This is a genomic window from Tepidimonas taiwanensis (assembly GCF_020162115.1).
GTDB lineage: Bacteria > Pseudomonadota > Gammaproteobacteria > Burkholderiales > Burkholderiaceae_C > Tepidimonas > Tepidimonas taiwanensis.
Genome location: NZ_CP083911.1, coordinates 731,145 through 757,758 on the forward strand (window position 1 = coordinate 731,145; position 26,614 = coordinate 757,758).

General features: G+C 68.4%; 24 protein-coding genes. 10 read left to right on the top strand and 14 right to left on the bottom strand.

Annotated elements, in window-relative coordinates; genetic code table 11:
- The first annotated feature begins 1 nt into the window (after position 1).
- A complete protein-coding gene (locus tag LCC91_RS03455) occupies positions 2-997 on the top strand; it encodes a peptidoglycan DD-metalloendopeptidase family protein (protein WP_052231468.1) in 996 nt (331 codons plus the stop codon).
- Positions 997-2,496 (top strand): 23S rRNA (uracil(1939)-C(5))-methyltransferase RlmD, encoded by a 1,500-nt coding sequence (rlmD, locus tag LCC91_RS03460; protein WP_082007514.1) that lies wholly within the window; start codon positions 997-999, stop codon positions 2,494-2,496. Before LCC91_RS03455 ends, rlmD begins: the two co-directional genes overlap by 1 nt.
- Positions 2,497-2,501: 5 nt before the next feature.
- On the opposite strand, the gene LCC91_RS03465 is transcribed toward rlmD, so the two are convergent.
- From LCC91_RS03465 to LCC91_RS03500, 8 genes are all read right to left on the bottom strand, one after another.
- The gene (locus LCC91_RS03465; RefSeq protein WP_197052551.1) at positions 2,502-2,984 is read right to left on the bottom strand and encodes a hypothetical protein; all 483 of its coding nucleotides are present in this window, start codon (positions 2,982-2,984) and stop codon (positions 2,502-2,504) included.
- A gap of 101 nt (positions 2,985-3,085) precedes the next feature.
- Positions 3,086-3,775 carry a Bax inhibitor-1 family protein gene (locus tag LCC91_RS03470; RefSeq protein ID WP_043699842.1) on the bottom strand — a complete coding sequence of 230 codons (690 nt, stop codon included), beginning with the start codon at positions 3,773-3,775 and terminating at the stop codon, positions 3,086-3,088.
- Positions 3,776-4,033: 258 nt separating this feature from the next.
- On the bottom strand, positions 4,034-4,447 hold the full coding sequence (locus LCC91_RS03475) for an ExbD/TolR family protein (protein ID WP_043699844.1): 414 nt from the start codon (positions 4,445-4,447) through the stop codon (positions 4,034-4,036).
- Between the two features lie 46 nt (positions 4,448-4,493).
- Entirely contained in the window at positions 4,494-5,261 is a 768-nt protein-coding gene (locus LCC91_RS03480; RefSeq protein WP_043699845.1) for a MotA/TolQ/ExbB proton channel family protein, read from the bottom strand.
- A 135-nt stretch (positions 5,262-5,396) separates the two neighbouring features.
- Positions 5,397-5,840 (bottom strand): energy transducer TonB, encoded by a 444-nt coding sequence (locus LCC91_RS03485; RefSeq protein ID WP_224441008.1) that lies wholly within the window; start codon positions 5,838-5,840, stop codon positions 5,397-5,399.
- Positions 5,841-6,251: 411 nt separating this feature from the next.
- Positions 6,252-7,328: an alpha-hydroxy acid oxidase gene (locus LCC91_RS03490; protein WP_082007516.1), complete on the bottom strand. Its 1,077-nt coding sequence runs from the start codon at positions 7,326-7,328 to the stop codon at positions 6,252-6,254.
- Positions 7,325-8,014: a Fe2+-dependent dioxygenase gene (locus tag LCC91_RS03495; protein ID WP_043699848.1), complete on the bottom strand. Its 690-nt coding sequence runs from the start codon at positions 8,012-8,014 to the stop codon at positions 7,325-7,327. Before LCC91_RS03495 ends, LCC91_RS03490 begins: the two co-directional genes overlap by 4 nt.
- An 18-nt stretch (positions 8,015-8,032) precedes the next feature.
- The gene (locus LCC91_RS03500) at positions 8,033-10,363 is read right to left on the bottom strand and encodes a TonB-dependent receptor (protein WP_143898475.1); all 2,331 of its coding nucleotides are present in this window, start codon (positions 10,361-10,363) and stop codon (positions 8,033-8,035) included.
- A gap of 274 nt (positions 10,364-10,637) precedes the next feature.
- On the opposite strand from LCC91_RS03500, the gene ahpC reads away from it, so the two are divergent.
- The 7 genes from ahpC (at position 10,638) to LCC91_RS03535 (ending at position 19,161) form a co-directional block, all read left to right on the top strand.
- A complete protein-coding gene (gene ahpC, locus LCC91_RS03505; RefSeq protein WP_043699851.1) occupies positions 10,638-11,201 on the top strand; it encodes an alkyl hydroperoxide reductase subunit C in 564 nt (187 codons plus the stop codon).
- Positions 11,202-11,315: 114 nt separating this feature from the next.
- A complete protein-coding gene (gene ahpF, locus LCC91_RS03510) occupies positions 11,316-12,932 on the top strand; it encodes an alkyl hydroperoxide reductase subunit F (RefSeq protein ID WP_043699854.1) in 1,617 nt (538 codons plus the stop codon).
- Positions 12,933-13,052: 120 nt separating this feature from the next.
- Positions 13,053-15,278 (top strand): TonB-dependent hemoglobin/transferrin/lactoferrin family receptor, encoded by a 2,226-nt coding sequence (locus LCC91_RS03515; RefSeq protein WP_161936834.1) that lies wholly within the window; start codon positions 13,053-13,055, stop codon positions 15,276-15,278.
- Positions 15,279-15,306: 28 nt separating this feature from the next.
- Entirely contained in the window at positions 15,307-16,413 is a 1,107-nt protein-coding gene (locus LCC91_RS03520; RefSeq protein ID WP_082007518.1) for a hemin-degrading factor, read from the top strand.
- The gene (locus LCC91_RS03525) at positions 16,410-17,297 is read left to right on the top strand and encodes a heme/hemin ABC transporter substrate-binding protein (protein WP_082007519.1); all 888 of its coding nucleotides are present in this window, start codon (positions 16,410-16,412) and stop codon (positions 17,295-17,297) included. Before LCC91_RS03520 ends, LCC91_RS03525 begins: the two co-directional genes overlap by 4 nt.
- Positions 17,285-18,340: a FecCD family ABC transporter permease gene (locus LCC91_RS03530; protein ID WP_043699861.1), complete on the top strand. Its 1,056-nt coding sequence runs from the start codon at positions 17,285-17,287 to the stop codon at positions 18,338-18,340. Before LCC91_RS03525 ends, LCC91_RS03530 begins: the two co-directional genes overlap by 13 nt.
- A 2-nt stretch (positions 18,341-18,342) precedes the next feature.
- Complete coding sequence (locus LCC91_RS03535; protein WP_052231472.1) at positions 18,343-19,161, top strand: heme ABC transporter ATP-binding protein; 819 nt, start codon at positions 18,343-18,345, stop codon at positions 19,159-19,161.
- Here LCC91_RS03535 and bamC read toward each other — a convergent pair.
- From bamC to LCC91_RS03560, 5 genes are all read right to left on the bottom strand, one after another.
- Positions 19,154-20,278 (bottom strand): outer membrane protein assembly factor BamC, encoded by a 1,125-nt coding sequence (bamC, locus tag LCC91_RS03540; protein WP_143898477.1) that lies wholly within the window; start codon positions 20,276-20,278, stop codon positions 19,154-19,156. The genes LCC91_RS03535 and bamC overlap by 8 nt on opposite strands.
- Before the next feature lie 44 nt (positions 20,279-20,322).
- Positions 20,323-21,207, bottom strand: coding sequence for a 4-hydroxy-tetrahydrodipicolinate synthase (gene dapA / locus LCC91_RS03545; RefSeq protein ID WP_043699867.1), 885 nt, complete (start codon positions 21,205-21,207; stop codon positions 20,323-20,325).
- Positions 21,208-21,297: 90 nt separating this feature from the next.
- Positions 21,298-21,873 carry a class I SAM-dependent methyltransferase gene (locus tag LCC91_RS03550; protein WP_043699870.1) on the bottom strand — a complete coding sequence of 192 codons (576 nt, stop codon included), beginning with the start codon at positions 21,871-21,873 and terminating at the stop codon, positions 21,298-21,300.
- A 63-nt stretch (positions 21,874-21,936) separates the two neighbouring features.
- Positions 21,937-22,122 carry a hypothetical protein gene (locus LCC91_RS03555; RefSeq protein WP_043699873.1) on the bottom strand — a complete coding sequence of 62 codons (186 nt, stop codon included), beginning with the start codon at positions 22,120-22,122 and terminating at the stop codon, positions 21,937-21,939.
- A 27-nt stretch (positions 22,123-22,149) separates the two neighbouring features.
- A complete protein-coding gene (locus LCC91_RS03560; RefSeq protein WP_043699877.1) occupies positions 22,150-23,382 on the bottom strand; it encodes an MFS transporter in 1,233 nt (410 codons plus the stop codon).
- A gap of 476 nt (positions 23,383-23,858) precedes the next feature.
- Between LCC91_RS03560 and LCC91_RS03565 the strand changes: the two genes are divergently transcribed.
- On the top strand, positions 23,859-25,844 hold the full coding sequence (locus LCC91_RS03565; protein ID WP_058616648.1) for a DNA topoisomerase IV subunit B: 1,986 nt from the start codon (positions 23,859-23,861) through the stop codon (positions 25,842-25,844).
- On the opposite strand, the gene LCC91_RS03570 is transcribed toward LCC91_RS03565, so the two are convergent.
- On the bottom strand, positions 25,814-26,605 hold the full coding sequence (locus LCC91_RS03570) for a phosphatase PAP2 family protein (RefSeq protein ID WP_052231473.1): 792 nt from the start codon (positions 26,603-26,605) through the stop codon (positions 25,814-25,816). The genes LCC91_RS03565 and LCC91_RS03570 overlap by 31 nt on opposite strands.
- Positions 26,606-26,614 lie beyond the last annotated feature (9 nt).

The window sequence follows — 26,614 nt, forward strand, 5'->3', positions numbered from 1 at the left end:
GATGAACCGCTTCCCCACCGGTGACCGCTTCCCCCTTGTTCCCGTCCGCCCCGTGCTGGCGCTGGCGGGGATTGTCGCGATTGCACTGGCCGGCTGCGCCGCGCCCAAAGCCCCGAAGCGGCCCGCACCGGTGGTGGAGCGCTCGCCCGGCGCGGCTCCGACGACCACTCCCGCCCCGGTGGCGGGAGCGACGGCCGCGGCACCGCTGCCCGGCAGCGAGAACGCGGGCAAGCCGGGCTACTACACGGTGCGCCCCGGCGATACGCTCTACCGCATCGGGCTGGAGCATGGGCAGAGCTGGCGTGACATCGCGGCGTGGAATGGGTTGAGCAACCCGAACCTGATCGAGGTGGGGCAGGTGCTGCGGGTGGTGCCGCCGGGGGCGGTGCCCGCCGGCGCAGCGGGGGACGGGGCGGCCACGACCGCGGCCGTCACCACGCAGCCGGTGCCGACGGGCAGTGTCCAGGCGCGGCCGCTCGATGCGTCGGCCGGTGGCGCCGGCTCGGCCGGGGGAACGGCCGCGGCCGCAGGGGGGAGCACTGGCAGTACGCGTGCGGCCACCACCGCGGCCCCGTCCGCGTCGACGCCGACGGCGGCACCCGCGGCGACGCCCGCGGCAGCCGCGTCGGATGCCGTCGCGCTGATCTGGCCCGCGCAGGGGCCGCTGCTGTACCGGTTCGATGAGACGCGCAGCAAGGGCGTCGGCATCGGCGGCAAGGCGGGCGACCCGGTGCTGGCGGCGGCGGACGGCCGTGTCGTGTACGCCGGCTCCGACCTGCGTGGCTACGGCAACCTGATCATCCTCAAGCACAACAACACCTACCTGACCGCGTACGCGCACAACCAGACGCTGCTCGTGCGCGAGGACCAGACCGTGCGTCAGGGGCAGAAGATCGCCGAGATGGGCAGCAGCGACGCCGACCGGGTGAAGCTGCATTTCGAGGTGCGCCGGCAGGGCAAGCCGGTCGACCCGCTGACGTTGCTGCCGAGCCGCTGATGGACGCGACCGACGTGAACGGGGCCGACCCGCTGGTCGGCGGGGAGTCCGTGGCCGCGGTGGCCAGCGCACCAGAGCGTCCCCGCGACGTGCCACCCGACGCGCTGTGGATCCAGGCGCTGGACATGGAGGCGCACGGCATCGCGCGCCGCCCCGACGGGAAGGTGGTGTTCGTCGAAGGCGCGCTGCCGGGCGAGTGGGTGCAGGTGGAAGTGACGCGCCGCAAGGCGCAGTGGGAGGCGGCGCAGGTGCGCGAGGTTTGGCGTGCCTCGGCGCTGCGGGTGCCGCCGCGCTGTCCGCACTTCGGCCTGCACGCCGGGGCGTGCGGTGGGTGCAAGATGCAGCACCTCGAGCCGCTGGCGCAGGTGGCGGTCAAGCAGCGCGTGCTGGAGGACAACCTGTGGCGGCTGGGCAAGGTGCGCCCGCAGCAGGTGCTGCGGCCGATCGCGGGGCCGGCATGGGGTTACCGCTGGCGCGCGCGGCTGGCAGTGCGCCACGTGCCCAAGAAGGACACGGTGCTCGTGGGTTTTCACGAGCGCAAGAGCCGCTACGTGGCCGACATGGCGTCGTGCGCGGTGCTGCCACCGGCGGTGAGCGCGCTGCTGGTGCCGCTGCGCGAGCTGCTCATGACCATGGAGGCACGCGACACGTGCCCGCAGATCGAACTGGCCTGCGGCGAGGGCGTGACGGCGCTGGTGCTGCGGCACCTGCAGCCGCTCTCGGAAGCCGACCGTGAGCGGTTGCGCGCCTTCGCGCGGGCGCACGCGGACGCGGCGATCCAGTGGTGGCTGCAGCCCAAGGGGCCGGACAGCATCGAGCGGCTGGATCCGGACGACGGCACGCCGGAACTCGCCTACACGTTGCCGGCCTTTGGCCTGCGCATGCCGTTTCGGCCCACCGACTTCACGCAGGTCAACCCGCACATCAACCGCGTGCTCGTCGAGCGGGCGCTGCGGCTGCTGCAGGTGCAGCGGGACGAGCGGGTGATCGACTGGTTTTGCGGGCTGGGCAATTTCACGCTGCCGATCGCCACCCAGGCCGGGGAGGTGCTGGGCGTCGAGGGCAGCGAGGCGCTGGTGGCGCGCTCGCGCGAGAACTGGGCACGCAATCAGGCGGCGCGCGGGGGGCTGGCGCCGACGCGCTTCGAGGCGCGCAACCTGTTCGAGATGACGCCGCAGGCGCTGGTGGCGTATGGCTGCGCGGACCGCTGGCTGGTCGATCCGCCGCGCGAGGGGGCCTTCGCACTCGTCAAGGCGCTGGCCGACCTTCACCAGCGCGCGCTTGCCGGCGATGCTCCGCCCGCCGCGCCCGACGGCCGGCCATGGCACGCGCCGCGGCGCATCGTGTACGTCAGCTGCAATCCCGCGACGCTCGCGCGCGACGCCGGGCTGCTCGTGCACCAAGCCGGCTACCGCTGCGTCGCCGCGGGCGTGGTGAATATGTTTCCGCACACGGCGCACGTGGAGAGCATCGCGGTGTTTGACCGCGTGGACGGCTGAGCCGCTCAGCGCGCTGGAGTGGGCGGCGCCAGCCGCGGCACGATGCTGCCGGCAGGCGGCGTGGGGGCGGGTGCCGCGGCGGGCGTGTCCTTCGCGGCCGCCGGGGCGGTTTCCTGCGGCGCGATGATTTCCTCTTTCTCGGCGGGGGCGGCGGGCGGCGGCGCCGGGGGGGCGGCGGACGGGATGTTGTTTTCCCGCATGTACTCGTCCATTTCGCGCCAGCCGGCAAAGATCGCGGCCTTTGGGGCCTTGGGGTTGGCCGCGTAGCAGTCTTCCAGGCTGCGCTGGGTGTGGCGGCAGCCGGCGCCGATCGCGCGGCCGTCGGCCTCGCGCCGCTCGGCCTGTTTGGCGGGGGTGTCGATGCCGAGCATGTCGCAGCCGCCCAGCAGCGTCGCCACCGCCGCCGCGGCGAGCCAGCGCAGCGGCCGCCCCACGGTCCACGGGGTGGCCGGCGGGTGGGCGGTGGGGGGAGGCAGCGTAGCGGACATGCCCCGATTGTCCGTGCAACGCACGCGTGTGCCCATCATGCAAAAGCCCCGATCAACGGGGCGTTGTCGGGGCTGTTGCGCGCGTTGCGGAGAAAGCGGACTTACTCGCGCTCACCCCCGAAGAGGCCCAGCAGCGCCAGCAGGCTCTGGAAGACGTTGAACAGGCTCAGGTACAGCGCCAGCGTCGCGGTGATGTAGTTGGTTTCGCCGCCGTCGACGATGCGCTTGAGATCCACGAGCAGGAACGCGCTGAAGATGCCGATGGCCATCACCGACAGCGCGGCCATGAACGCCGTGCTGCCGACGAAGACGTTGATGATGCCGCCGACGAGCAGGACGATCGCACCGAAGAACAGCCACTTGGCCAGGCCGTCCAGATCGCGCTTGATGACGGTGGCGAGGTTGGCCATCAGGAAAAAGACCGCCGCCGTGCCGCCGAACGCGGTCATCACCAGCTGCGCGCCGTTGGCGAAGCCCAGCACCACGGCCAGCAGGCGCGACAGCATCAGCCCCATGAAGAACGTGAACGCGAGTAGCACCGCGACGCCGGTGGCCGAGTGCTTGGTGCGCTCGATCGCGAACATGAAGGCGAACGCGCCACCGAGGAAGACCAGCAGGCCCACGCCTCCGGAGAGCGCGGCGGTGATGCCGGTGCTGACCCCGATCCAGGCGCCGAGCACGGTGGGCACGAGGCTCAGCGCCAGCAGCCAGTACGTGTTGCGCAGGACGCGCTGCCGCGACGCATCGAGGACGACGGTGTCGGCTCGGCGGGCGATGGTGTCGAAGGACATGGTCAGGCTCTCCTTGTGTGAGTCGACGGTTTCAATGATACGCCGGGTGCGGCACCCGTCGCAACGCTTACTCTGAGGCCCAACGGCGTGCCGGAGTTCCCTGGTGTGTGCGTGGAGCGGACCGTCTGGAGCCCCCCAGTCGTCGCAGTGGCATGATTTTTCTGCCCGGCGTTCCCCCATTCTCATCGCAGCGCTGGAGTGCCACGGGGGGACTTGACACTTTGGGGTACCGTTTCGATGAGGACCGAGCGGGCTGGCTCAGGGGGTCGGCTCGGTGACGAACCCGATCGAGCGCACACCGGCACGCTGCGCGGCGGCCAGCACCTGGGCGACGCGCTCGTAGGCGACGGCTTTGTCGCCCATCAGGTGCAAGGGCGGCTGCCGATCGAGGGCCGCGATTTCTTGCAAGCGCTGCTCCAGTGCGGTGCCATCAATCGGCTCGTCGTTCCAGCGGTAGCCACCGTCAGCGGTGACGCTGAGGCGCACGGCCTGCGGTGGCGGTGGCAGCGGCTCCGCGCTGGCTTGTGGCAAGTTGACCTGTACCGCGTGCTTCATCACCGGGATCGTGATGATGAAGACGATCAACAGCACCAGCATCACGTCGATGAGGGGAATCATGTTGATCTCGCTGAGCAGTTCGCCGTCATCGTGCTCGCTGACTTGGATGGCCATGCCTGTACTCCTTGTGTGTGCGTGCGTTGCACGGTGGCCGCGCGGATTACGCGCGTCCCTCCGTACGCAGCGGGCGAACCTTGGTTTCTGCCGCGGGGGCGGGGGCTTGCGCCGCCACACGCGCGCCGGTGACGAAGTACGCGTGGAGCTCGTGCGCAAAGCGGTTGATCTGATGGATCACGGTCTTTTGCCCACGCACCAGTGCGTTGTAGCCGAGCACGGCGGGAATGGCAACGGCCAGCCCCAGCGCCGTCATGATGAGCGCTTCACCGATGGGACCTGCCACCTGATCGAGGCTGGCCGATCCGCTCATGCCAATGCCCAGCAGTGCGTGGTAGATGCCCCAAACCGTTCCGAACAAGCCGACGAAGGGCGCGGTCGAGCCGACGGAGGCCAGAATCCACAGACCCGCTTGCAGCCGCGCCACAATATCGTCGATGGCGTGGCGCAGCGCCCGCAACACCCAGTCACTCACATCGAGTTGATCGTGCAGCTGGGGCGTGCGGGGCGAGCCGTCTTGTCCCAGGACGTGGGTGACAGCGTCGCGCCCGTGTGTGGCCAGGTAGCGGAAGGGGTTGTCGGCTTCGCGACCGAGCCGATCGAGGCCCTCGGCAAAGTCGGCCGCGTGCCAGAAGCCCTCCACGCGCCGCGCCTGGGCGCGACAGCGGCGCAGATCCCATGCCTTGAGCACGATCACGGCCCATGACACCACCGACATGAGCAACAGCGCGATCGCAATGCCGCGGATGATGCCGTCGCCTTGCGCCCACAGGTGCGCCAAGCCGAATTGAGGGGTGTTGTTGAGGGGTTCCACGTGACGAATCCTTTCGTTGGCTGTGTCAAATAAACAAGTCATGGAGCGCGCGACCAGCGTCGGGCTCGGCTCCGTAGGTCCGGCCTGACCGTGAGCGCTGGCGCGGCTGCGCCCGGCGTGTGAGTGGGATAGGGGTCAGCGCAGCTCGAACTGAATGGGCACCAAAAACCACATGGCCTCGGGCACACCGTTGCGTTTGCCGGGGACGTAGCGCCACTGGCGCACGGCAGTCAGCGCTGCCTCATCCAATCGCGGGTAGCCGCTGGAGACCCGAATTTCGGCGGCAGAGGCTGTGCCGTCGGGCTCGATGCGCACGCGCACCACCACGCGCCCCTCCTCGCCGAGCCGACGTGACAGCGCCGGGTAGGGCGGCGGTGGATTGTTGAGGTATGCAGCAGAGGCAGACGGCAGCTCGATCTTGGGTGGCGGCGCGGGTGGGCCAGGCGGAGCCGCCGCCTCAGCCGCAGTCGCCGTTGCCGCAGTGGACGAAACGCTCGCTGTCACGCTGCTGGCGGTGGCGGCGACAGGCTCGGGCTCGGAGGGGACAGCGGTCGTCGGCTCCGGAGCCGGTACAGCCACGGGCGGTGGTGTGGGTGTGCGCTGGATCACCGGCTTGAGCGGGCGTGGCTTCGCAGTGGGAGCCGGCGCAGGGGCTGGCTGCGGTGCGGGGGCGGGCTCGGAGGTGGTGGGCACGAGCATGGCTTGCACGACGCGCGAGGGCGTGGTCACCGGCGGACGCTGGCCCAGGTGCTGTATGCCCCAAAGGGCCACTGCGTGCGCAGCGGTGACGGCCGCGACGACAGCCGCGGTGCGCGACGGCCGGGCAGCAGCGCGTACCGGCGTACCAGGAGCCGTTCCCGACATCCGATGGGGAGGTAGAAAGTGCAGCACGGTTATCATGGTCGCAACGTCCAAGCGGCGGCAAGCAACGCCAAACCCAAGCTGCCCAGCAAGGTGATGATGGCCAGGGTGATCATGGTGGGGTCGTGATCAAGCGGATTGAAGCAAGGAGGGATGGAGTTCGCCGGGTTGTTCGACGCCGCACAGGGCCAGCAGCGCGCCAAGCTCGTCGCGCCACTGCCGCCACAGGCTGGCGACCGCCTGCGCGCCTCCGTCGGCCAGTGCAGCGATGAGGGGGCGACCGATGAGCACCCCGCGAGCCCCCATTGCCAACGCGCGCACCACGTCGAGCGCGCTGCGCAAGCCGCCGTCGACCAGGACGGGCACACGGTCACGGACGGCGGCAACGATAGCGGGCAACGCCGCGGCGGTCGCAGGCAATCCGTCGAGGACGCGCCCACCGTGGTTGGAGACGATCAGCCCATCGCACAGTCCTTCATCGACGGCGGTGCGCGCGTCATCCGGATGCAGCACCCCTTTGAGCAGGAGGGGCAGGGGAGCGTTGGCGCGTAGCCAAGCGACATCCTCCCAACGCGGGGCAGCAGCCAAAACGCTTTGCAGCGTTCCCTGGGGGGCAGGGGCGGGGAGGTTGGGTTGTGGCCAGTCGGTGGGCAGCGCAAATCCGGCAGCGCGTGCGCGCGTCTGTGGCCACTGGACAGGTGCGTCGACGGTGAGCACCAGGGCCTCGTAGCCCGCGTCGGCGGCGCGCTGGGCGAGTTGTTGCCACTGTGCGCGCGTGCCGTAGGGGTAGAGCTGGAACCACAGCGGGCCTCGCCCGGGCTCGCCCTGCACGGCCCGGGCTACATCCTCCAGTGGCGTGGTGGCTTGGGTGGACAAAACCATGCCCGCCCCTTGCGTGGCACTGGCCAGGGCGAGACCGGTTTCGGCGTGCGGATGAGCCAGCCGAAGGTGCGCCATCGGCGCGGCCAGCCACGGTGTGGGCCACGTGCGGTCGAGCAGTTGGATTTGGGTGCTGATGTGCGCTGGGGTGCGCAGCACCCGCGGCAACAGGTGCAGCCGCTGCCACGCGGCCTCGTTGGCACGCAGGGTTTCCTCGCGGCCCGCACCACCAAAGAAGTATGCGGCGACCGCAGCGGGCAACGATCCGCCAGGGCGCGAGGCCGCGGCGGATGGGGTGCGTGTCGTCGCGGTGTCGGCTACGGTCATGGCGTGGCCCACATGCGCAGCAGGTTGTGATAAACACCCGTGAGCGCGGTCGTCTGCGCGGTTTCGCCCAGCTGCTGGCGCAGTTGCAGCAGATTCATGTCGAGTTCAAAAAGCAAGCGACGTTGTTCGTCGCTGCGCACCATGCTCTCGATCCAGAAGAAGCTGGCCAGCCGTGCCCCCCGTGTGACGGGGGCCACCGAGTGCAGGCTGGTGCCCGGGTAGAGCACGGCGTGTCCCGCGGGCAGTTTGACCCGCTGGACGCCGAAGGTGTCGTGGATGGTGAGTTCGCCGCCGTCGTATTCGTCGGGGTCGGCGAGAAAGACAGTGCACGAGACGTCGGTGCGCACCCACTGTCCGTCGGCGTGCGAGCGCATCACGGCATTGTCGATATGGGCCCCGTAGGTGGGGGCCTCGGGGCGGTAGCGGTTGAAGAGTGGGTTGTAAATTTTGCGCGGCAGCGTCGCTGAAAAGAATAACGGGTCACGCTGCACGGCGGCAAGGATGAGCTGGCGCAGCTCGGCCGCTTGCGCGCTGTCTTGCGCCAGCTGTTCGTTGCGTTTGACGTGCTGGGCTTGCGCACCTGCGCTGACCCGCCCGTCCACCCACGGCGCGTCCGGCGCGTCGAGCAGGGTGCGGGCGTGCCGGACTTCTTCCGGAGACAGGAGGGCGGGCAGGGTCAGCAGCATGGCAACAGGTTAACCCGATCAGAACACGGTCTTGAGGCTCAGGTACACGCGCCGCGGCGCGCCGGGGGCGTAAAAGCCCCGGTACAGCGCGTCGGCATAGGTTTTGTCGGTCAGGTTGGTGACGTTGAGCTTGACCGTCGTTTTCTCATCGACGGTGTACTCGATCATCCCATCCCAGACCGTGAACGACGGTGCCACGACCGTGCGGTTGCCCTCGGGACTTTGCTCGCCGCGGTGCGTGAAGCCCAACCCGACGCGCCACTGCGGCGCGATGCGGTAGGTGGTCCACGCGCTCAAGCTGTGCTTGGGTGTCAGGCCCGGGCGGTCGCCTTCGCGCTGTGCAGAACCGGCGGGGTTGCACGTCGCCGCGTTGCACTTGTCGATCTTGGCGCTGGGGATCCAGGTGTGGTTGTAGAACACCTCCCACTTCGGGGTGATGCGGCCCGCGGCGTTGATTTCCAGCCCGGTGGCGTGGCGCTTGCCCGATAGCAGCGCTTGAGTCGCGGCGCTGTCCGGGTCGGTGTTGCGCTCGTTGTATTTCTCGCTGCGGAAGAGGGCCACGCCCACCAAGGCCCGCTTGTCGAACAGCTCCCACTTGCCGCCGATTTCGATGTTGCGGCTCTTCTCCGGCGGGGTGTTGGCCACTTTGGCGTTGCTGCTGCCAGGAGCGAGGTTGCCGAGCGCAAACTGGTACGTGTCGCCCGAGGTGTTGTACGACTGGCCGTAGGAGACGTAGTACGAGCTGGTGGCGTCCGGCTCCCAGATGGCGCCGACGCGCGGGCTCCAGAGGTTGTCGCGCCGCGAGCCGGTGGCGATCACGTTGCCGGTGGTGGTGTCGCGGTTGATGTAGTCGGCCTCGAAGCGGTCGAAGCGCAGGCCTCCCACCAATTTCCACTGGGGCGCGATTTGCACGACGTCTTGCGCATAGACGCCGACGCTCTTGGCATTGAACGTGTTGTAAACCCACGTGCGGGTGTCGTCGCGCGATGCGCCGTCGTTGGGGGTGCCGACGCGCGTGGTGCGAACGCTCAGCGGTGCCGTGTTGGGCAGCGCACCGCCCCCGTTGTTTTGGTTGCGCCGGGCATCTTCGTCGGTGATGTCGATGCCGGCGGTGAGGTGGTGTTTCATGCCGCCGAGCTCGAACTTGTTGCTGTAGTCGCTTTGCAGCTGCGTGATGTCGCTGATGCCGCGGCGGCCCTTGAAGTTGTTGCGGCTCAAGATCGTGTTGGGTCCGGGCGGGTTGGCAAGGCTCACGGTTTGCCCCGGACACAGCGTGGCGTTGTTTTGGCAGAACGAGGTAACTGTCGCCCACAGGTCGCGCTCATAGCGGCCGTGGCGCAGCGTGGTGCGCAGCTCCTCGTTGGGGCCGAAGCGGTGGGTGTGTGACAGGGTCAGAACCGTCTGTTCGCTGTTGGTGTAGTCGCTCGCCAGGCCATAGAAATTCTTCGCGGGCAGCACCGGCACGATCATGCGCTTGGGGTCGCCGGTGTTGCCGGTGAGCAGCCAGGGGTGGTTATAGATGGGACGCTGTTCGGTTTTGAGGTGGTAGAGGTCGACCTGAAACTCGTCGCGCTCGCCAATGCCCGTGCGCCAGCTGGCCGCCAGGCCTTTGCGGTCGTCCTTGGCCCCCCAGTTGTCGGCGTCTTGCACCATGGCGTTCAGGCGGATGGCGCTGCTGGGGCCGAGTTGTTTGTTCAAGTCGGCTTGCACGCGGCGGTGGTTGCCGTTGCCGATGGTGGCCTCGACCTCGTAGCGATCCATCAGGAAGGGCTGTTTGGTGACCTGGTTGACCACGCCACCGGTGGAGCCTTTGCCAAACAGCATCGACGCCGAGCCTTTGAGGACCTCGACGCGCTCGGTGGCGAAGGTGTCGCGGGTGATCAGCTGCGCTTCGCGCATGCCGTCGCGGAAGATGTCACCCGCTTGGCCCAGCGAGAAGCCGCGCAGGCGCACGTCTTCTTCCCCGGTCTCACCGGCCTGGAAGGTCACACCGGCGGTGGTGCGCAGCACGTCACGGAAGTCGTCCAGGTTGCGGTCGTTGAGCAGCTGTTCCGTCATGACCGTGACGTTTTGCGGGATGTCGCGCAGGGACTGCTCGCCCTTGCCCAGCCGGGTTGTCTCCGGCTTGAGCGTGGATTTGCTGCGGATTTCGACCGGCTCTTTTTGGTCGGTGACGGTCACGGTGCCCAGGGTCCCCGCCGTGTCGTTGGCAGGAGTAGGGGCGGTTTGCGCGATCGCCTGGAGGCTGCCAGCCAGCAGCAGCGCACCCAACGGGAGGACGGCCGTCGGGCGCAGAGGACTGGGTGGTAACGCAGAGGGATGGGCGTGGTGTTCGGGTGATGTCATCATCGGTTGGACCAAGCGTGAAGGGTGCACGGCTGTGCGTGCGGGAAAGAAAAAGAAAACCGATTCCTATTTACGTAGTATACACAAACGAGAATGGTTCTTGTTACGATCAATGGCGACAGCGTCCGCCTAAGGGTGTGATAACAACTATCAATGACTGGTGGCGATTGATGTGGGCTATGATTCAGGCGTCATCCCGGCAGGATCGACGCGTTCAGTGGTCGCCTCTGCCAGGATGCTTTCCTTTGTCCAACCTCAGCAGAAAGGCAACGCAACCATGTCTGTCATCAACAAGCAAGTCCAGCCCTTCAAGGTTCAGGCTTTCCACAACGGGAAGTTCGTCGAGATCACCGAGCAGTCCCTCAAGGGCCACTGGTCGGTGCTGATCTTCATGCCGGCTGCGTTCACCTTCAACTGCCCGACCGAGGTGGAGGATGCCGCCGACCACTACGCCGAGTTCCAGAAGCTCGGCGCCGAGGTGTACGTCGTCACCACCGACACGCACTTCTCGCACAAGGTGTGGCACGAGACCTCGCCCGCGGTGGGCAAGGCCAAGTTCCCGCTGATCGGCGACCCGACGCACCAGCTCACGCGCCAGTTCGACGTGCACATCGACGAGGAGGGCCTGGCGCTGCGCGGTACCTTCATCCTCAACCCGGAAGGCGTGATCAAGACCGCCGAGATCCACGACAACGCCATCGCGCGTGACGTGAAGGAGACGCTGCGCAAGCTCAAGGCGGCCAAGTACGTGGCCGAGCACCCGGGCGAGGTCTGCCCGGCCAAGTGGAACGAGGGGGCCAAGACCATCGCCCCGTCGCTGGATCTGGTCGGCAAGATCTGACGCTGATCCGTGCGGGTGGTCTCACGCCACCCGCACCCCGGGGCGCGCTCGCCCCGGGGCCGATCGCGCCGCTGACCCGGTCACCCAACGCACACCCCTGCAGGAGCGATACCCATGCTCGACGCCCAACTCCAAACCCAACTGCAAAACTATCTCACGTACGTCAAGCAACCGTTCGAGCTGGTGGCCACGCTGGATGACTCGGCCAGCTCGCGCGAGCTGCTGGAACTGCTGCAAACCATCGAGCGCTTGTCGGAGGGCAAGATCACGCTGCGCACCGACGGCACGGCGGTGCGGCGCCCGTCGTTCGCGATCCGCCGCCCGGACGGCACGCCGAACCTGACGTTTGCCGCCGTGCCGCTGGGGCACGAATTCACCTCGCTCGTGCTCGCGTTGCTGTGGGCGGGCGGTCACCCGCCGAAGGTGGCACCGGAGGCGCTGGCGCAGGCGCGCGCGCTCGACGGCGAACACCACTTCGAGGTGTTCATGTCGCTGTCGTGTCACAACTGCCCAGACGTGGTGCAGGCGCTGGCGCTGCTGGCGATCGTCAACCCGCGCGTGCACACCACGGTCATCGACGGGGCGCTGTTTCAGCAAGAGGTCGAGCAGCGCAACGTCATGGCGGTGCCGCTCGTGCTGCGCAATGGCGAGGTGTTTCACTCGGGGCGCGCGTCGCTGGAGGAGCTGCTTGCCAAGTTGGACACAGGTGCCGCGGCGCGTGCGGCCGCGCAGCTCGCGGCCAAGGAGCCGTTTGACGTCCTGATCGTCGGCGGCGGTCCCGCCGGGGCGGCGGCTGCGGTGTATGCGGCGCGCAAGGGTATCCGCACGGGGGTGGTGGCGCAGCGTTTTGGCGGGCAGGTCAACGACACGCTCGCGATCGAGAACTACATCTCGGTGCTGGAGACCGACGGGCCGAAGTTCGCCGCGGCGCTGGAGGCGCAGGTGCGCCACTACGGGGTCGACCTGATCAATGGGCAGTCCGCAGCGGCACTGCTGCCGCCGGAGGCGGTGGGGGGCTACGTCGGGGTGCGTCTCGACAACGGGGCGACGCTGCGTGCGCGCAGCGTGATTCTGGCCACTGGCGCGCGCTGGCGCAACCTCAACGTGCCGGGCGAGGCCGAGTACAAGAACCGCGGCGTGGCCTACTGCCCGCACTGCGACGGTCCGTTGTTCAAGGGCAAGCGCGTCGCGGTCATCGGGGGTGGCAATTCCGGCGTGGAGGCGGCGATCGACCTGGCCGGCATCGTGCAGCACGTCACGCTGCTGGAATACGCCGAGCAACTCAAAGCCGACGCGGTGCTGGTCGACAAACTCAGAAGCCTGCCCAACGTGACGGTGCTGACGCAGGCGCAGACGCTGGAGGTGCAGGGCGACGGTCAGCGCGTCACGGGGTTGCGCTATCGGGATCGCGCCAGCGGCGCCGAGCACACGATCGCGCTGGAGGGTGTGTTCGTGCAGATCGGCCTGGTGCCCAACACCGAATGGCTCGATGGTGTGATCGAGCGCAACCGCTTCGGTGAGATCGTGGTGGACGCCAAGGGGCACACCAGCGTGCCCGGGGTGTTTGCCGCCGGTGACTGCACGACCGTGCCGTACAAGCAGATCGTCATCGCGGCGGGCGAGGGGGCCAAGGCGGCGCTGTCGGCGTTCGACTACCTGATCCGCACCCCTGTCCCGTCGTCGGCTGCTGTGTCGGCGAATACCGAGGCCGAGGTCGCGTTGCCTGCCTGAGCGGCTTGGCGCTTTCTTGCCGGTGCCCTGTGGGGCACCTTTTTTTCCAGCTGTATCGTAATGCGAGTTATTCGTGTTACGATTTGTGGTGAGAGCTCGGTCTCAAGAAAGGAGTGTTTCATGCGAGGAGAAGCGGGGCGGTGGCGCTGGCGTGCTGTGGCATGGGCCGCAGCGTGGGTGGCGGCGACGGCGTGGGCGCAGTCGGCTGATGAGCCGTTGCCGGCGGTGGTGGTGACGGGTGCGCGCAGCGAGCGTGCGCCGAACGAGGTGCCCGCCACCATCGATGTGCTCGGCGGCGAGGCGCTCAACCCTGCGGAGGTGCAAGATATTCGTGATCTGGTGCGTGACCTGCCCAACGTGAGCGTGCGTCGCGCGGCGGTGCGGTTCTCGGCCGTCTCGCCCGGGGGGACGGGTCGTGAGGGCAACGCCGGCTTCAACATCCGAGGGCTGGAGGGCAATCGCGTGTTGCTGCTGGTTGATGGCGTGCGCATGCCACGGGAGTTGGTCAGCGGCGTTTTCGGCTCGGCCGCGTTCGGGCGCGACTACTACGACATGGGGCTCATCGATCGGGTGGAGATCCAGCGCGGGGCTGCGTCCGCGTTATACGGTTCGGACGGTTTGGCGGGCATCGTCGCGATGCAGACCATCCAGCCTCAAGCGCTGTTGCAGCCTGGGGCGACGTTGGGCGGGCGGGCGGTGATGGCTTACGACGAAGAAGATCGGCATCGTCGGCTGGGCTTGACCGTCGCCGGGCGCGCCAGCGAGGCGTGGTCGTGGCTGGGGGCGGTGCAGCTGGGGCGCGCGCGCGAGCTCGACAATCAGGGCACGGTGGACGCCCCCAACAGCACCCGAACGCGTCCCAACCCTGAGCGCATGGAACAGTCAGCGGTATTGGCCAAGGCCGTCTGGCAGCCCGATGCGCGGCAGCGGCAGCAGTTCACCGTGGAGCACCTGGAGCGCGACGGGCGGGTGGAGGCGCTCAGTGGGCGGTCGGTCACTATCTCGAGTCCGCTGTCGGTGGCCGATTTGGACGGCACGCTCGATATGCGGCGCACCCGCTTTTCGTGGGACGGGCGCTGGCGCGTAGACGCCGCCTGGGCCGACGAAATGCAGGTACTGCTGGCGTGGCAGCAGGCAAGGGCACAAGAGTCGGCAATCGAATTTCGTCCGCTGCAGCCCGCTGCGACGCAAGAGCGCGAGCGCACGGTACGGTATGGCGAAAACCTCTGGCAAGCGTCCTGGCAGGCGCAGCGCAGCGTATCGTTGGGCAAGGATTGGGGTGTGCGCACGGTATATGGCCTGGATTTGACCCGCACCGAGTTGGATAACCTGGTGACGGGGCGGGTGCCGCCGTCGTACGAGCGTTATCCGCTCAAGCGCTTCCCGGACACGGTGGAGCGCAACACGGCGCTGTTCGTGCAGACCGAGTGGGCCAGCGAGGCCTTCAGTGTGATACCGGCGCTGCGTTGGGATCGCGTGGAGCTGGACGCGCGGCGCGATGCCTTGTATCCGCGCGATCCGGCGTCGCTGCGCGACGACGCACTCTCGCCCAAGCTGGGGATGATTTGGCGCTACGCGCCGGGTGCCCAACTGTACGCCAACTGGGCTGCCGGGTTTCGGGCACCCGGGGCGCTGCAGTTGAACAACTTTTTCGAAAATCTGGCGGGGGCGGGGTTTGCCTATCGAACGATTCCCAACCCCAACCTCAAGCCCGAGACCAGTCACACCCTGGAGTTGGGTTGGCGGCGACAGGGCGACACGTGGCAGACCGAGGCGGTGGTTTTTCGAGGGCGCTACCGCGACTTTATCGAGGATTTGGTGCCCGTGTCGGGCGTGGGTACGGCGAGCGATCCGATCACGTACCAAGCGGTCAACCGCGACCGCGTGACGTTGCGGGGCGTCGAGTTCAAGGTGCGTTGGTCCATCACGCCCCTAACGACATTGCGCGTGGCTTATGGGCTGACAAAAGGAACCGTGGACACGACGGGGCGGCCGCTCAACTCTGTCAATCCGCCGGAGCTCGTGGTTGGGGTGGAGCATCGATTGAATGAGGCGTGGACACTGGGCGCAACGGCGCGCCACGTGTGGGCCAAACGCGCGTCGGATGTCGACGCCAGCGGTTTGAGTGGTGGCCCGTTCTTGCCGCCGAGCTTTACGACGCTCGATGTGCGGGCGCGCTGGCGCATCGATCGGGATTGGCAGTTGAGTGCGACGGTGCGCAATGTTGCCGATCGGAAATATTGGGAGTGGACGAACGTGCGTGGGTTGTCGGCGACGTTGCCGGTCATCGATGCTTACAGCGCGCCGGGCAGAGCGGTGTCGGTGGCGCTGACACGCACCTTCTGAAGTGTGGTTACAAACCCGGAGGTTGATCATGGAACGACAAGAGCTGGAAGCTGTACGCGCCGAAGCACAACGGGTGCGCGCTGTAATGGCACAAGCGCGCACGCGTGGACAGCGCCAACGGGAAGCGGCGATCGCTGCGGCAACCAGTGAGGGGGCGGCGTTGGCGGCACACACGCCGGCGCTTTGGCCCGATCGGCGTGCGACGGATACCGGCCCTTACGTCCAGCCACTGCGGCCGGACTGGCTGGCGTTGTTGCGAGCGCTGCAACCCTGTGGGCCATTGATGGCACTGACACGCAACGACAGCGTGGTCCACGAAAAAGTGGGGGTGTACGAAAATCTTTCCGCCGAAGGGGGCGTCGGCTTGGCGCTGGGGCGCGATATCGATTTGCGCTTATTTTTCCAGCATTGGCAGGCGGGGTTTGCGGTTTCCGATGCGCCGGGGGAGGTGCCGCGCAGCATTCAAATTTTTGACGACACGGGGCAAGCCGTGCACAAGATATTTGTGCGACCGAACTCCGATACGCGGGCTTGGCAATCGGCGCTGGCACCTTTTCTCGACGAGGGGCGCTTGCCATCGGTGTTTTTGGCGTCACGCGATGCAGATGACGACAGAGGGGAGTCCAGTTGCGATGCTGCGGAATTTTTGCACGCGTGGTCGCAGATGACCGATACCCACGAGTTTTTTGGTTTGCTCAAGCGTTTTGGTGTCAGTCGCTGGCAGGCGATGCAGTTGGCCCGGGGGCACTACACCGAAAGGAAAGCGCCCTCCGCAGTGGAGCGCTTGTTGCAAGCCGCGGCTTTCGAGGGGGAGCCGATAATGGTTTTTGTGGGCAACCGCGGTTGTATCCAGATTCACACCGGCCCCGTGCGGCGGGTGGAGACGCTGGATCTGCATGGGCAAACCTGGGTCAATGTGCTGGATGAAGGGTTCAATCTGCATCTGTTGCTCGACGATGTCGACAGTTGCTGGGTGGTGCGAAAACCTACCGTGGACGGTGAGGTGACCTCCCTTGAGGTTTATGACCGACGCGGTCGGTGTGTCGCCATGTTGTTTGGCGCGCGCAAGCCCGGACAGCCGGAGTCCGGTGCTTGGCGGGGTTTGTTGCGGGCGCTGGAAGAGGTGACGGCATGACCCCACGCGTGCTGTCGTGGCGGCGCCGGTCATGGCTCGGCGCAATGGCGGGCGGCGTGGCGGCAGCGTGGGGATGGCCGTCGTGGGCGCGGCCGACGCCGCTGCGCTTGGTCAGCGTGTCGGGTGCGTTGACCGAAGTGGTTTATGTGTTGGGTCAACAAGACAAGCTCGTGGGGGTGGACAGCACCAGCACCTACCCGGATGCGGCGCAGCGCCTGCCACGGGTGGGGTATATGCGCCAGCTCTCAGCCGAGGGAATTTTGTCGCTGCGGCCGACGGCATTGCTGGCCACGACGGAAGCGGGACCCGCAGCGGTGATACGTCAGTTACGGGATGCGGGGCTGCGCATGCACGTGGTGCCCGTCGAGTATACGTGGGAGGATGTGCGGCGCAAAATCGAAGTCGTCGGCGAGGCCACTCAGGCGCAATCGCAGGCCCGCTTTCTTTGGCAGCAGATCGCGTCCGCGCGCGACGAGCTGCAGCGGCGCGTCGCCGCAGTGTCGGCGCAATCGCCCCAAGCGATATTTGTGTTGGGGCATGGGGGCAGTCCCTTGGTGGCTGGGCGACAAACCGCGGGCGACGCGGTGTTGCGCTTGATGGGAGCGCGCAATCCCTTGCACGACCACTACGAGGGCTATCGGCCACTCAATGCCGAGGCGTTGGCGGGGTTGGCACTCGACGCCGTGGTGACCACGCGTGAGACCGTGCAGGCGCTCGGTGGCGAGGCGCAGTGGTGGGAGCGCCCCCATTGGCAGGCCGTGCTGCGCCGGGGAAAACGCCCGGTGCTGTGGTACGAAGATGCGCTGGCGCTGCTGGGTTTTGGTCCGCGGTTGCCCGCGGTGCTGCGCCGCGGGGCGAGGGCGCTGGGGACATGGCAGGGTTGACGGTGCGCGGGGGCGGCGCACGGCGATTGCCGGGTGCGCCGACGCTGACAGCCTTGGTGCTGGTGACGCTGCTGGCCGTTGGGTGGGCGGGGCGTCAAGGGGCCTTGGGCATTGGCTGGGAGGTGCTGTGGGAGGTTTCCGACCCCTCCTTGGCAGGTCCCGCTTGGGTTTTTTGGCACCTTCGTCTGCCACGAATGGCGCTGGCGCTGCTGGTCGGTGCGGGACTGGGTGTGGCCGGGGCGTTGATGCAGGGGCTGTTTCGCAATCCGTTGGCGGATCCGGGCGTGGTGGGTGTCAGCAGCGGTGCGGCGCTCGCCGCCGGTCTGACCATCGTTGTGTTGGCCAATGTTTGGCCCGAAGCACCGCGGTTACTGGGCAGCTGGACGCTGGTGCTCATGGCGTTCGTTGGCGGGCTGGTCACGACGGGGTGGGTGTACCGATTGGCTCAGAGCGAGCACGGCTTGCGCGTGGGGGTGATGCTGTTGGCGGGTATCGCCGTCAACGCGCTGGCCGGGGCGGGCATAGGTATGCTGGGGTATGTGGCCAACGATGAGCAGCTGCGCAACTACCAGTTGTGGATGCTGGGGAGTCTGGCCGGGGCGCGCTGGGCGTCGGTGGGTACCTTGGCCGCGGTGGTGTTGCCGTTGTGCGTGTGGTCGCTGGTGTGGGCGCGCCCGCTCAACGCGCTGGCACTGGGAGAGGCGCAAGCGGTTTTGTTGGGCGTGCCGGTCGAGCGCTTGAAGCGCACGGTCTTGTGGAGCACGGCGGCGCTGACAGGGGCGTGCACGGCCACCGTGGGGGCCGTGGGATTCATCGGTTTGGTGGCACCGCACATGGTGCGGATGTTGTTGGGGCCGGATCACCGCTGGGTCATCCCGGGCTCCGCCCTGATGGGAGGGTGTCTGGTGGTGCTGGCCGATGCAGCGGCGCGTACCTGGCTGGCCCCGGCGGAGATGCCGCTGGGGGTATTGACTGCGCTGATGGGGGGTCCCCTGTTCGTCGCTTTGTTGCGCCGCGCCCGCCATCTGGAGGGCGAGCGGTGAGCATGGGGGCATCCGAGGCGGCCGCTTCGCCGGCGGTGGGGGTGCGCGATGTCCGTGTGATGGCGGGCAAGCGCTGCCTGTTGACGGTGTCCGATTTGCAGCTGCAGCCTGGACGGTTGGTTGCGGTGCTGGGCCCCAACGGTGCGGGCAAATCCACCCTGCTGGGGGTGATGGGAGGGTGGATACGGTATCAGGGAACATGCCATTGGGAGGGGCGCGAGCTGTCGAGTTGGTCCGTGACCGAGTTGGCGCGTCGCCGAGCGGTCATGATGCAGCAAAGCACGGTCGCTTTTGACTTTACGGCCGAAGAGGTGGTGCGCTTGGGGCGCTATCCGCACCGACACTCACCGCACGCGGACGAGGATGCACTGGTTCTCGAGGCCATGCGCGCGGCCGACGTGGTGCATTTGCGTCAGACGGTGTTGGGCGTGCTCAGCGGCGGGGAGCGGGCCCGCGTGCACTGGGCGCGCGCGTGGGCACAGCTGGAGTGCCCGGGGTGGCCCCAGCGACGCCCCCAAGCGGCTGGGTGGCTGCTGCTGGATGAGCCGACGGCAGCGTTGGATCTGGCTCACCAGCACCGCCTGTTGGCGCTGCTGCGCCAAGCGTGCGAGGCGCACGGCTTGGGTGCCGTGGTGGTGTTGCACGACTTGAACTTGGCCCTGCGCTATGCGCACGAGGCGGTGCTCGTTTGTGATGGCACCGTTTGCAGTCACGGAGCCGTTCGGGATGTGTTGCAGCCACAGCGCATCGGCGCGGTGTGGCGGGTGCAGGCCCGCTGGCTCGATGACACGGCGACGGGCCTGCCCTATTTGGTCATTTGAGGTCTTCGACCAGTAACTGCATGATGCGTTGGGCGTCTGTGCTGGGCGCGCTTTGGCCTTGCGCGTCGAGCACGGTCACGCGGGTGCCGCCTTCTGCGGCTGCCACGCGAATACGGTAGCGGCTGGGGGCCGTCGGCGCAGGGCTGCTCTTGAACCAGCCGGTGATGCGCCCGAAGAAGCCGGGCTCCTTGCTCGCCGTGTTTTCGTCCGGCGGCACGTAGCGCACGAAGTAGGTGCCCTCGGCGCGGTTGCGGTCCTCGACGGTGAAGCCGCTGCGGTCCAGCGCGAGGCCGACGCGGCGCCACGCGCGGTCGAAGTTCTCGTCGATGACGACCGTGGGTTGGCCGTTGACGGTTTCCAGCCGCGCCACGGCCGGTCGCACGCCGGCCGCGATCGCGGCTTTGGACTGTTCCTCACTGACGCCGAGCTTGACCATCAGGCGGCGCAGGAACTCGGCCTCCAGCTCGGGGTCGGCCGGGCGCGGCTGCCAGACGGTGTTGTCCTTGCGTTCGGTCGAGTAGACCTCGACCATGCCGCGGTGGCTGATGAAGATGTCGCTACCGCCATTGGCGTTGCGCTCGACGCGGGTGCGGAACTTGTCGCGCTCACCCGTGGAGTAAAGGTTGTCGAACAGCTTGCCGATGGTGGCGCGGATGATGTCCTGCGGGATCTTGGCGCGGTTCTCGGCCCAGTCGGTTTCCATCAGCCCGAGCTGCGGTTGGTCGAGCGTGAGCAGAAACCCGTTTTCCTGCCAGAAGTCGCGCAGCGCCGGCCACAGCGCGTCGGGCGTGCGGTCGACGACCAGCCAGCGCTGGTTGCCGGCGCGCTCGATGCGCACGTCGCCGATCTGGCTGGGGGCGGCCGTGCCGGTGGGGCGCGCGGCCGCGCTCGCCTGGTAGCCGGATGCGGTCACGGTCGTGCCCGGCAGCACGTAGCGCGAGTCGCGCGCGAGCTGCGTCAGGTCCGGCGGCACCTCCAGGCTGTTGACCTGCTTGGCGCTCTTGTAGTCGATGCGGGTTTCCTCGAGCACCGAGCAGCCGCTGGCGAGCAGGGCGGCCAGGGCGAGCGGGGCCAGACGGGTGGGAGCCGGAAAGCGAAGGCGTCGGGTGGCGGGCATGGTGATCCTCGGGTGATCGGGGGTGCGCGCGCGGGATGGGTTCATCACAGCAGGCCGGCGGCGCGCAGGGCCGCTTCCACCGCGCCGTGGTGAGCGGGGGACAGCGGCGTCATCGGCAGGCGCAGCGTCGGGCCGCACAGGCCCAGGCGGGCCATGGCCCACTTGACGGGAATGGGGTTGGCCTCGACGAAGAGCTGCTTGTGCAGCGGCATCAACTGCATCTGGATGCGCATCGCGGTGCGCGCGTCGCCCGCGATGGCCGCCGCGCACAGCTCGTGCATCAGGCGCGGCGCGACGTTGGCGGTGACGCTGACGTTGCCCTGGCCGCCGCACAGCATCAACGCGACGGCCGTCGCATCATCACCGGAGTACACGGCAAAGTGCGCAGGCTTTTCGCGAATGAGCCACTGGGCGCGCTCAATGTTGCCGGTGGCCTCCTTGATGCCGACGATGCCCGGGATTTCGGCCAGACGCAACACGGTTTCGGGCAGCAAATCGGCGACGGTGCGGCCGGGCACGTTGTAGAGGATGATCGGCAGGTCACCGGTCGCCTCGGCGATGGCCTTGAAGTGCCGGTACAGCCCTTCCTGCGTCGGTTTGTTGTAGTAGGGCACGACCTGCAACTGGCAGTCGGCACCGACCTTGCGGGCAAATTCGGCCAGTGCGATGGCTTCGCGTGTCGAATTGCCGCCGCAGCCGGCCATGATGGGGCGGCGGCCCGCGGCTCTTTCCACGGCCACGCGAATGATCTCGCAGTGTTCTTCGACAGTGACAGTGGGCGACTCGCCGGTCGTGCCGACCACGCCGATGCAGTCGGTGCCTTGTTCGATGTGCCAGTCGATCAGTTTGCGCAGCGTGTCGTAATCGACGCTGCCGTCCTCGTGCATCGGGGTGACGAGGGCGACGATACTGCCGGTGATGGGCTTCATGGGATGTGTTCGGGCCGAGTGAATCGTGCAGCGGGCATTCTAACCACGCGCGTGCCGCCCCGCGCCACGCGCGATGGATGGCGCGGCGCGCTACAGCGGGTAGCGCGGCGGGGCGAGGGGATCGTGGGGCAGCTCCCGCACCGCGGCGATGCGCTGCACGAAGCGCGCCGGGGCGTCGAGGAACCCGTCCTCGTACGCGACGACGCGCAGCCCTTCGCAGGCGCGCAGCAGCTCGCCCGGGGCGAGCAGGAAGTCCGCCCGGGCCGGGCGCCCCACCGTCTCGTTACCCTGGGCGAAGGTCTCGTACAGCAGCACGCCGCCCGGGGCGACCGACGCGACGAGCGTGGGCAGCAGCGGCCGCCACAGGTAGTTCGTCACAACCACGACGTCGAAGCGTTTTCCGGGTAGCGGCCACGGGCCGTTTTCGATATCGGCCTCGATGGGCGTCAGGTGGGGATGCGCGGCGGGCAGCGCGGCGAGCGCCTGCGCGTCGCGGTCCACGGCGGTGACCTGATACCCCTGCGCGAGCAGCCAGCGCACGTGCCGGCCGCGGCCGCAGGCGACGTCCAGCGCGCGGCGCGGGCGGCCGTCGGAGGGGTCCAGCGTCCGCATCAGCGGCGCAAAACGCGTGATCCACGGCGAGGGCGGCAGGTCGGCGCAGGACATGGCGGGATGAAGCGTGCGGAGGCGGTGGGGGAGGGCGTGGGGGGCGCAAGGGATGGTGAGCCGTCAGAAACAGCTCCAGAGCTGATCGGCGAGCGTGCGCAGGAAATCCGCGCGCCCGTAGCTCGCGAACACGGCCGCGCACAGGCCGATCGCCACCCCCCACGCGAGCGCGCGCCACAGCGACGCACGCGGGCGTGCGGCGGGCGATCCGCGATCGGGGCTGGGGGTGGGGCGGTCGGGCGGGAGCATGGGGCGCAACCGGCTCAGGCAGGCGTTTCAGGCGGCGCTGGCACCTGCTGCGCGCACGGGGCCGCGGCGGATCGGCGACTCGACGATCGGCCAGTTGACGACCGCGGCGAAGACGCCGAGCGCGATGGACATCCACCACACGATGTCGTAGCTGCCGGTACGGTCGTAGAGCCAGCCGCCCAGCCACACACCGAGGAAGCTGCCGACCTGGTGGCTGAAAAAGACGAAGCCGCCCAGCATCGACAGGTGCGCAACGCCAAAGATCTGCGCGACGATCGCGTTGGTCGGCGGCACGGTGGACAGCCACAGCAGCCCCATCGCCGCGGCGAACAGGGACACGCTCCACGGCGTCAGCGGCGCGGCGAGGAACAGTGTGATGGCCACCGAGCGCAGCAGGTAGATGGCGGCAAGGATCTTGCGCTTCGCGAGGCGCTGGCCGAGTGCGCCGGCGGCGTAGGTGCCGAAGACGTTGAACAGCCCGATCAACGCCAGCGCCGTGCTCGCGACCTGGGGCGAGAGCCCCTGGTCCTTGAGGTAGCTGGGCATGTGCACGCCGATGAACACCACCTGGAAGCCGCAGACGAAATAGCCCGCCATCAGCAGCTGGAAGCTGCGGTGGCCGAACGCCTCGCGCATCGCCTGCGCGATGGTCTGCTCGCGCACGGCCGCGGGCGAGCCGCCCGTGAAATCGGGCTCGCGCAGCCCCCACGCCAGCGGCCCGATCAGCAGCACCGCACCGGCGAGTACGAGCAGCGCCTGCTGCCAGCCTAGCGCGGCGATCAGCCAGCCCTCCACCGGTACCATCAGGAACTGCCCGAACGAGCCAGCCGCCGCCGCCAGCCCCATCGCCCACGAGCGGCGCTCGGCCGGGATCTGGCGGCCGATGACACCGTAGATGATCGCGTAGGTGGTGCCGGCCTGGGCAGCGCCAATCAGCACCCCGGTCGTCAGCGCAAACAGCAGCGGCGCGGTCGCCAGCGCCATGCCCGCCAGCCCCAGTGCGTACAGCACCGCGCCGCCGAGCAGCACGCGGTACGGGCCGAAGCGGTCGGCCAGCATCCCCGCGAAGATGCCAAACGCCCCCCACGCGAGGTTTTGCACCGCCATCGCGAAGGCGAAGGTCTCGCGTGTCCACCCCTGCGCCTGGGTGATGGGTTGCAACCACAGGCCAAAGCCGTGGCGGATGCCCATCGAGAGGGTGACGATCAGCGCGCCGCACAGCAGCACCTGGGCGGCGGAAAGACGGCGGGTGTCGGCCATGGCCTGAACTGTAGCGGAAGCCGCCGCGCGGCGCAGCCGCCAACGGCGCGGTGATGCGGCGCGGATGGCGAACGAATTGCAGCCTGGATGTCAGCTACCGGGGCCAAGTCCTTGCTGGAATGGGGGTATTCGCGGTTTTCCCATGCCGCTGTGGATAACTTTGTGGGAAACCCGTGGTCACGCCGTGCAAAGCCCGATCCCACAAGGGTTTGAACAAAATGCCCAAATTTTCAGCAGGCATAAAACATTTGAAAAAACAAATGGATGCGACTATTTTCCGAGTGCGCTTCGGTGCGAACGAGAGAGGCGCCGGCGTTGCGGATCGATGGGCGGCACCGGCGCGGCGTGTGCACAACCACGGACCGTGCCGCCTGTCAAGCCCCGCAACAGCCCCATAACCGCCCCGGTAACGGCCCCCGCCGCAGCACCCGGACCGCCCCGCGCGCGGGGCGGCGTGGTCCGTACAATCCGCCGCCATGTCCGTATCCGCCACCGAGTCCACCGCGTCCACCGGCTACGCCGAGAGTGCCATCCGGGTGCTCAAGGGACTGGAGCCCGTGCGCCAGCGGCCGGGCATGTACACCCGCACCGATTCGCCGCTGCACATCGTGCAGGAGGTGATCGACAACGCCGCCGACGAGGCCCTCGCAGGGCATGCCCGGCGCATCCGCGTGACGCGCCATGCGGACGGATCGGTCAGCGTCGAGGACGACGGCCGCGGCATCCCGCACGGGCTGCATCCCGAGGAGCAGGCCCCGGTGCTGGAGCTGGTCTTCACCCGCTTGCACGCCGGGGGCAAGTTCGACAAGGGCAAGGGCGGCGCCTACAGCTTCTCCGGTGGGCTGCACGGGGTCGGCGTGAGCGTGACCAACGCGCTGGCCAGCCGCCTGGAGGTCGAGAGCCACCGCGACGGGCATGTGGCGCGCATCGCGTTCGCGGACGGCGAGGTGGCCGAGCCGCTGACACGCCGGCCGCTGCAACCCGGCGAGCGGCGCCAAGGGACGACCGTGCGCGTGTGGCCCGACGCGCGCTATTTCGACAGCGTCGAGCTGCCGATGGCGGAGCTGACGCACCTGCTGCGCAGCAAGGCGGTGCTACTGCCCGGCGTGACGGTGACGCTCACCGACGAAAAGACCCGGCAGACGCAGAGCTGGCAGTTCAAGGGCGGGCTGCGCGACTACCTGCAGCAGACGCTCGCGGCCGAGCCGCTGATCCCGCTCTTCGAGGGCGAGGGGTACGCGCCCGCGGGGGACGACAGCTTTGCCGAGGGCGAGGGCGCGGCGTGGGTCGTTGCCTTCACCGAGGACGGACCGCTGTTGCGCGAGAGCTACGTCAACCTGATCCCCACGCCCGCGGGCGGCACGCACGACAGCGGGCTGCGTGAGGGGCTCTTTCAGGCGGTGCGCAGCTTCATCGAGCTGCACGCGCTGCTGCCCAAGGGGGTCAAGCTGCTGCCGGAGGACGTGTTCGCGCGGGCGAGCTATGTGCTGTCGGCCAAGGTGCTCGATCCGCAGTTCCAGGGGCAGATCAAGGAGCGGCTCAATTCGCGCGACGCGCTGCGGCTGGTGGCGTCGTTCGTGCGCCCGGCGCTGGAGCTGTGGCTGCACCAGCACGTGGAGCACGGCAAGCGGCTCGCGGAGCTGGTGATTCGCACCGCGCAAAGCCGCCAGAAGGCGGCGCAGAAGGTGGAAAAGCGCAAGAGCTCGGGGGTGGCGGTGCTGCCGGGCAAGCTCACCGACTGCGAAAGCCGCGATCTCGCGCGCAACGAGCTGTTTCTGGTCGAGGGCGACAGCGCCGGCGGCAGTGCCAAGATGGGCCGCGACAAGACGTTTCAGGCGGTGCTGCCGCTGCGCGGCAAAATCCTCAACACGTGGGAGGTGGAGCCGCAGCGGCTCTTTGCCAACCAGGAGGTGCACGACATCGCGGTGGCCATCGGCGTGGACCCGCACCGCCGCGGCGACGCGGTGGACTTGAGCGGCCTGCGCTACGGCAAGATCTGCATCCTCAGCGACGCCGACGTCGACGGCGCGCACATCCAGGTGCTGCTGCTGACCCTGTTTTTCCGCCACTTCCCGGCGCTGATCGAGGCCGGGCACGTGTTCGTCGCGCGCCCGCCGCTGTACCGTGTGGACGTGCCGGCGCGCGGCAAAAAGCCCGCGGGCAAGTTCTACGCGCTCGACGACGGTGAGCTCACGGCGATCCTCGACAAATGCGCGCAGGACGGTGTGCCGCGTGAGAAGTGCCAGATCAGCCGCTTCAAGGGTTTGGGCGAGATGAGCGCGGAGCAGTTGTGGGACACGACGCTGAACCCCGACACCCGTCGCCTGCTGCCGGTGACGCTGGGCGACGGGGATGCGGCCGCGACCGTGCGCTGCTTCGACCAGCTGATGGGCAAGGGCGAGGCGGCTGCCCGGCGCGAGCTGTTAGAGCGCTACGGCGACGCGGTGGACGTCGACGTCTGAGTCGCTTGAACGGCGGGGTCCGTCGTGGCCCGGTGCCCCCACCACTGCCACGCGGCATGGTGCAGCAGTGCCGCCGTCCAGCACAGCCACGCGGTCCACAAGGTGTGGCTCGGGTAATGCGCGCCGCGCACCGTCTGCACCGCGCCAAACGCCAGCCCCACGAGGCCGATGCCGATCCACAGGTACCACGCCACCGGCCACGCGGCCGCACCGGGCCGTCGGCGCGGGGCCCACGCCAGGGCCAGCGGCCACCAGCCGAATGCGGCGGAAGCGTGCCCGCCGGGGAAGCATCGGCCCGGTCCGCCGTCGGGCACCCCCCACGCCCAGTGTGACACCCACTGCGCCGTTCCGCCGTAGCGCGCCAGGTCCCACGGACAGCTGGTCAGGCTCGAGCGTTTGAGGGCGGCGATGAGCAGCAGGCACAGCGTGACGCCCAACGCCGCTTCGAGCCAGCGGCGGCTGCGGGCGTCGCGCCAGCCGTGGCGAACCAGCGCGAGCACCGTGCATCCCCACAGCCCCGCGAACAGCCACGCGACCACCGTGCGCGCGGCGTCGTGGCCCCAGTGCGCAAGCCACGGGTGGTGACGCCAGCCGAACCCCGTCGCGTCGGCCCAGCGGTCCATGACCCAGCGGTCCAGGCCGCTCGCATCCCAGGCCAGTACGAGCACGGCAAGCGCCCCCCACAGGCGCAGCGCCGGCGACGTCCACCACCGCGCGCCGCGGCCGAACGGGCGGGCGGTGGCCGTGTGTTCATGTCCCATGCCCACAGT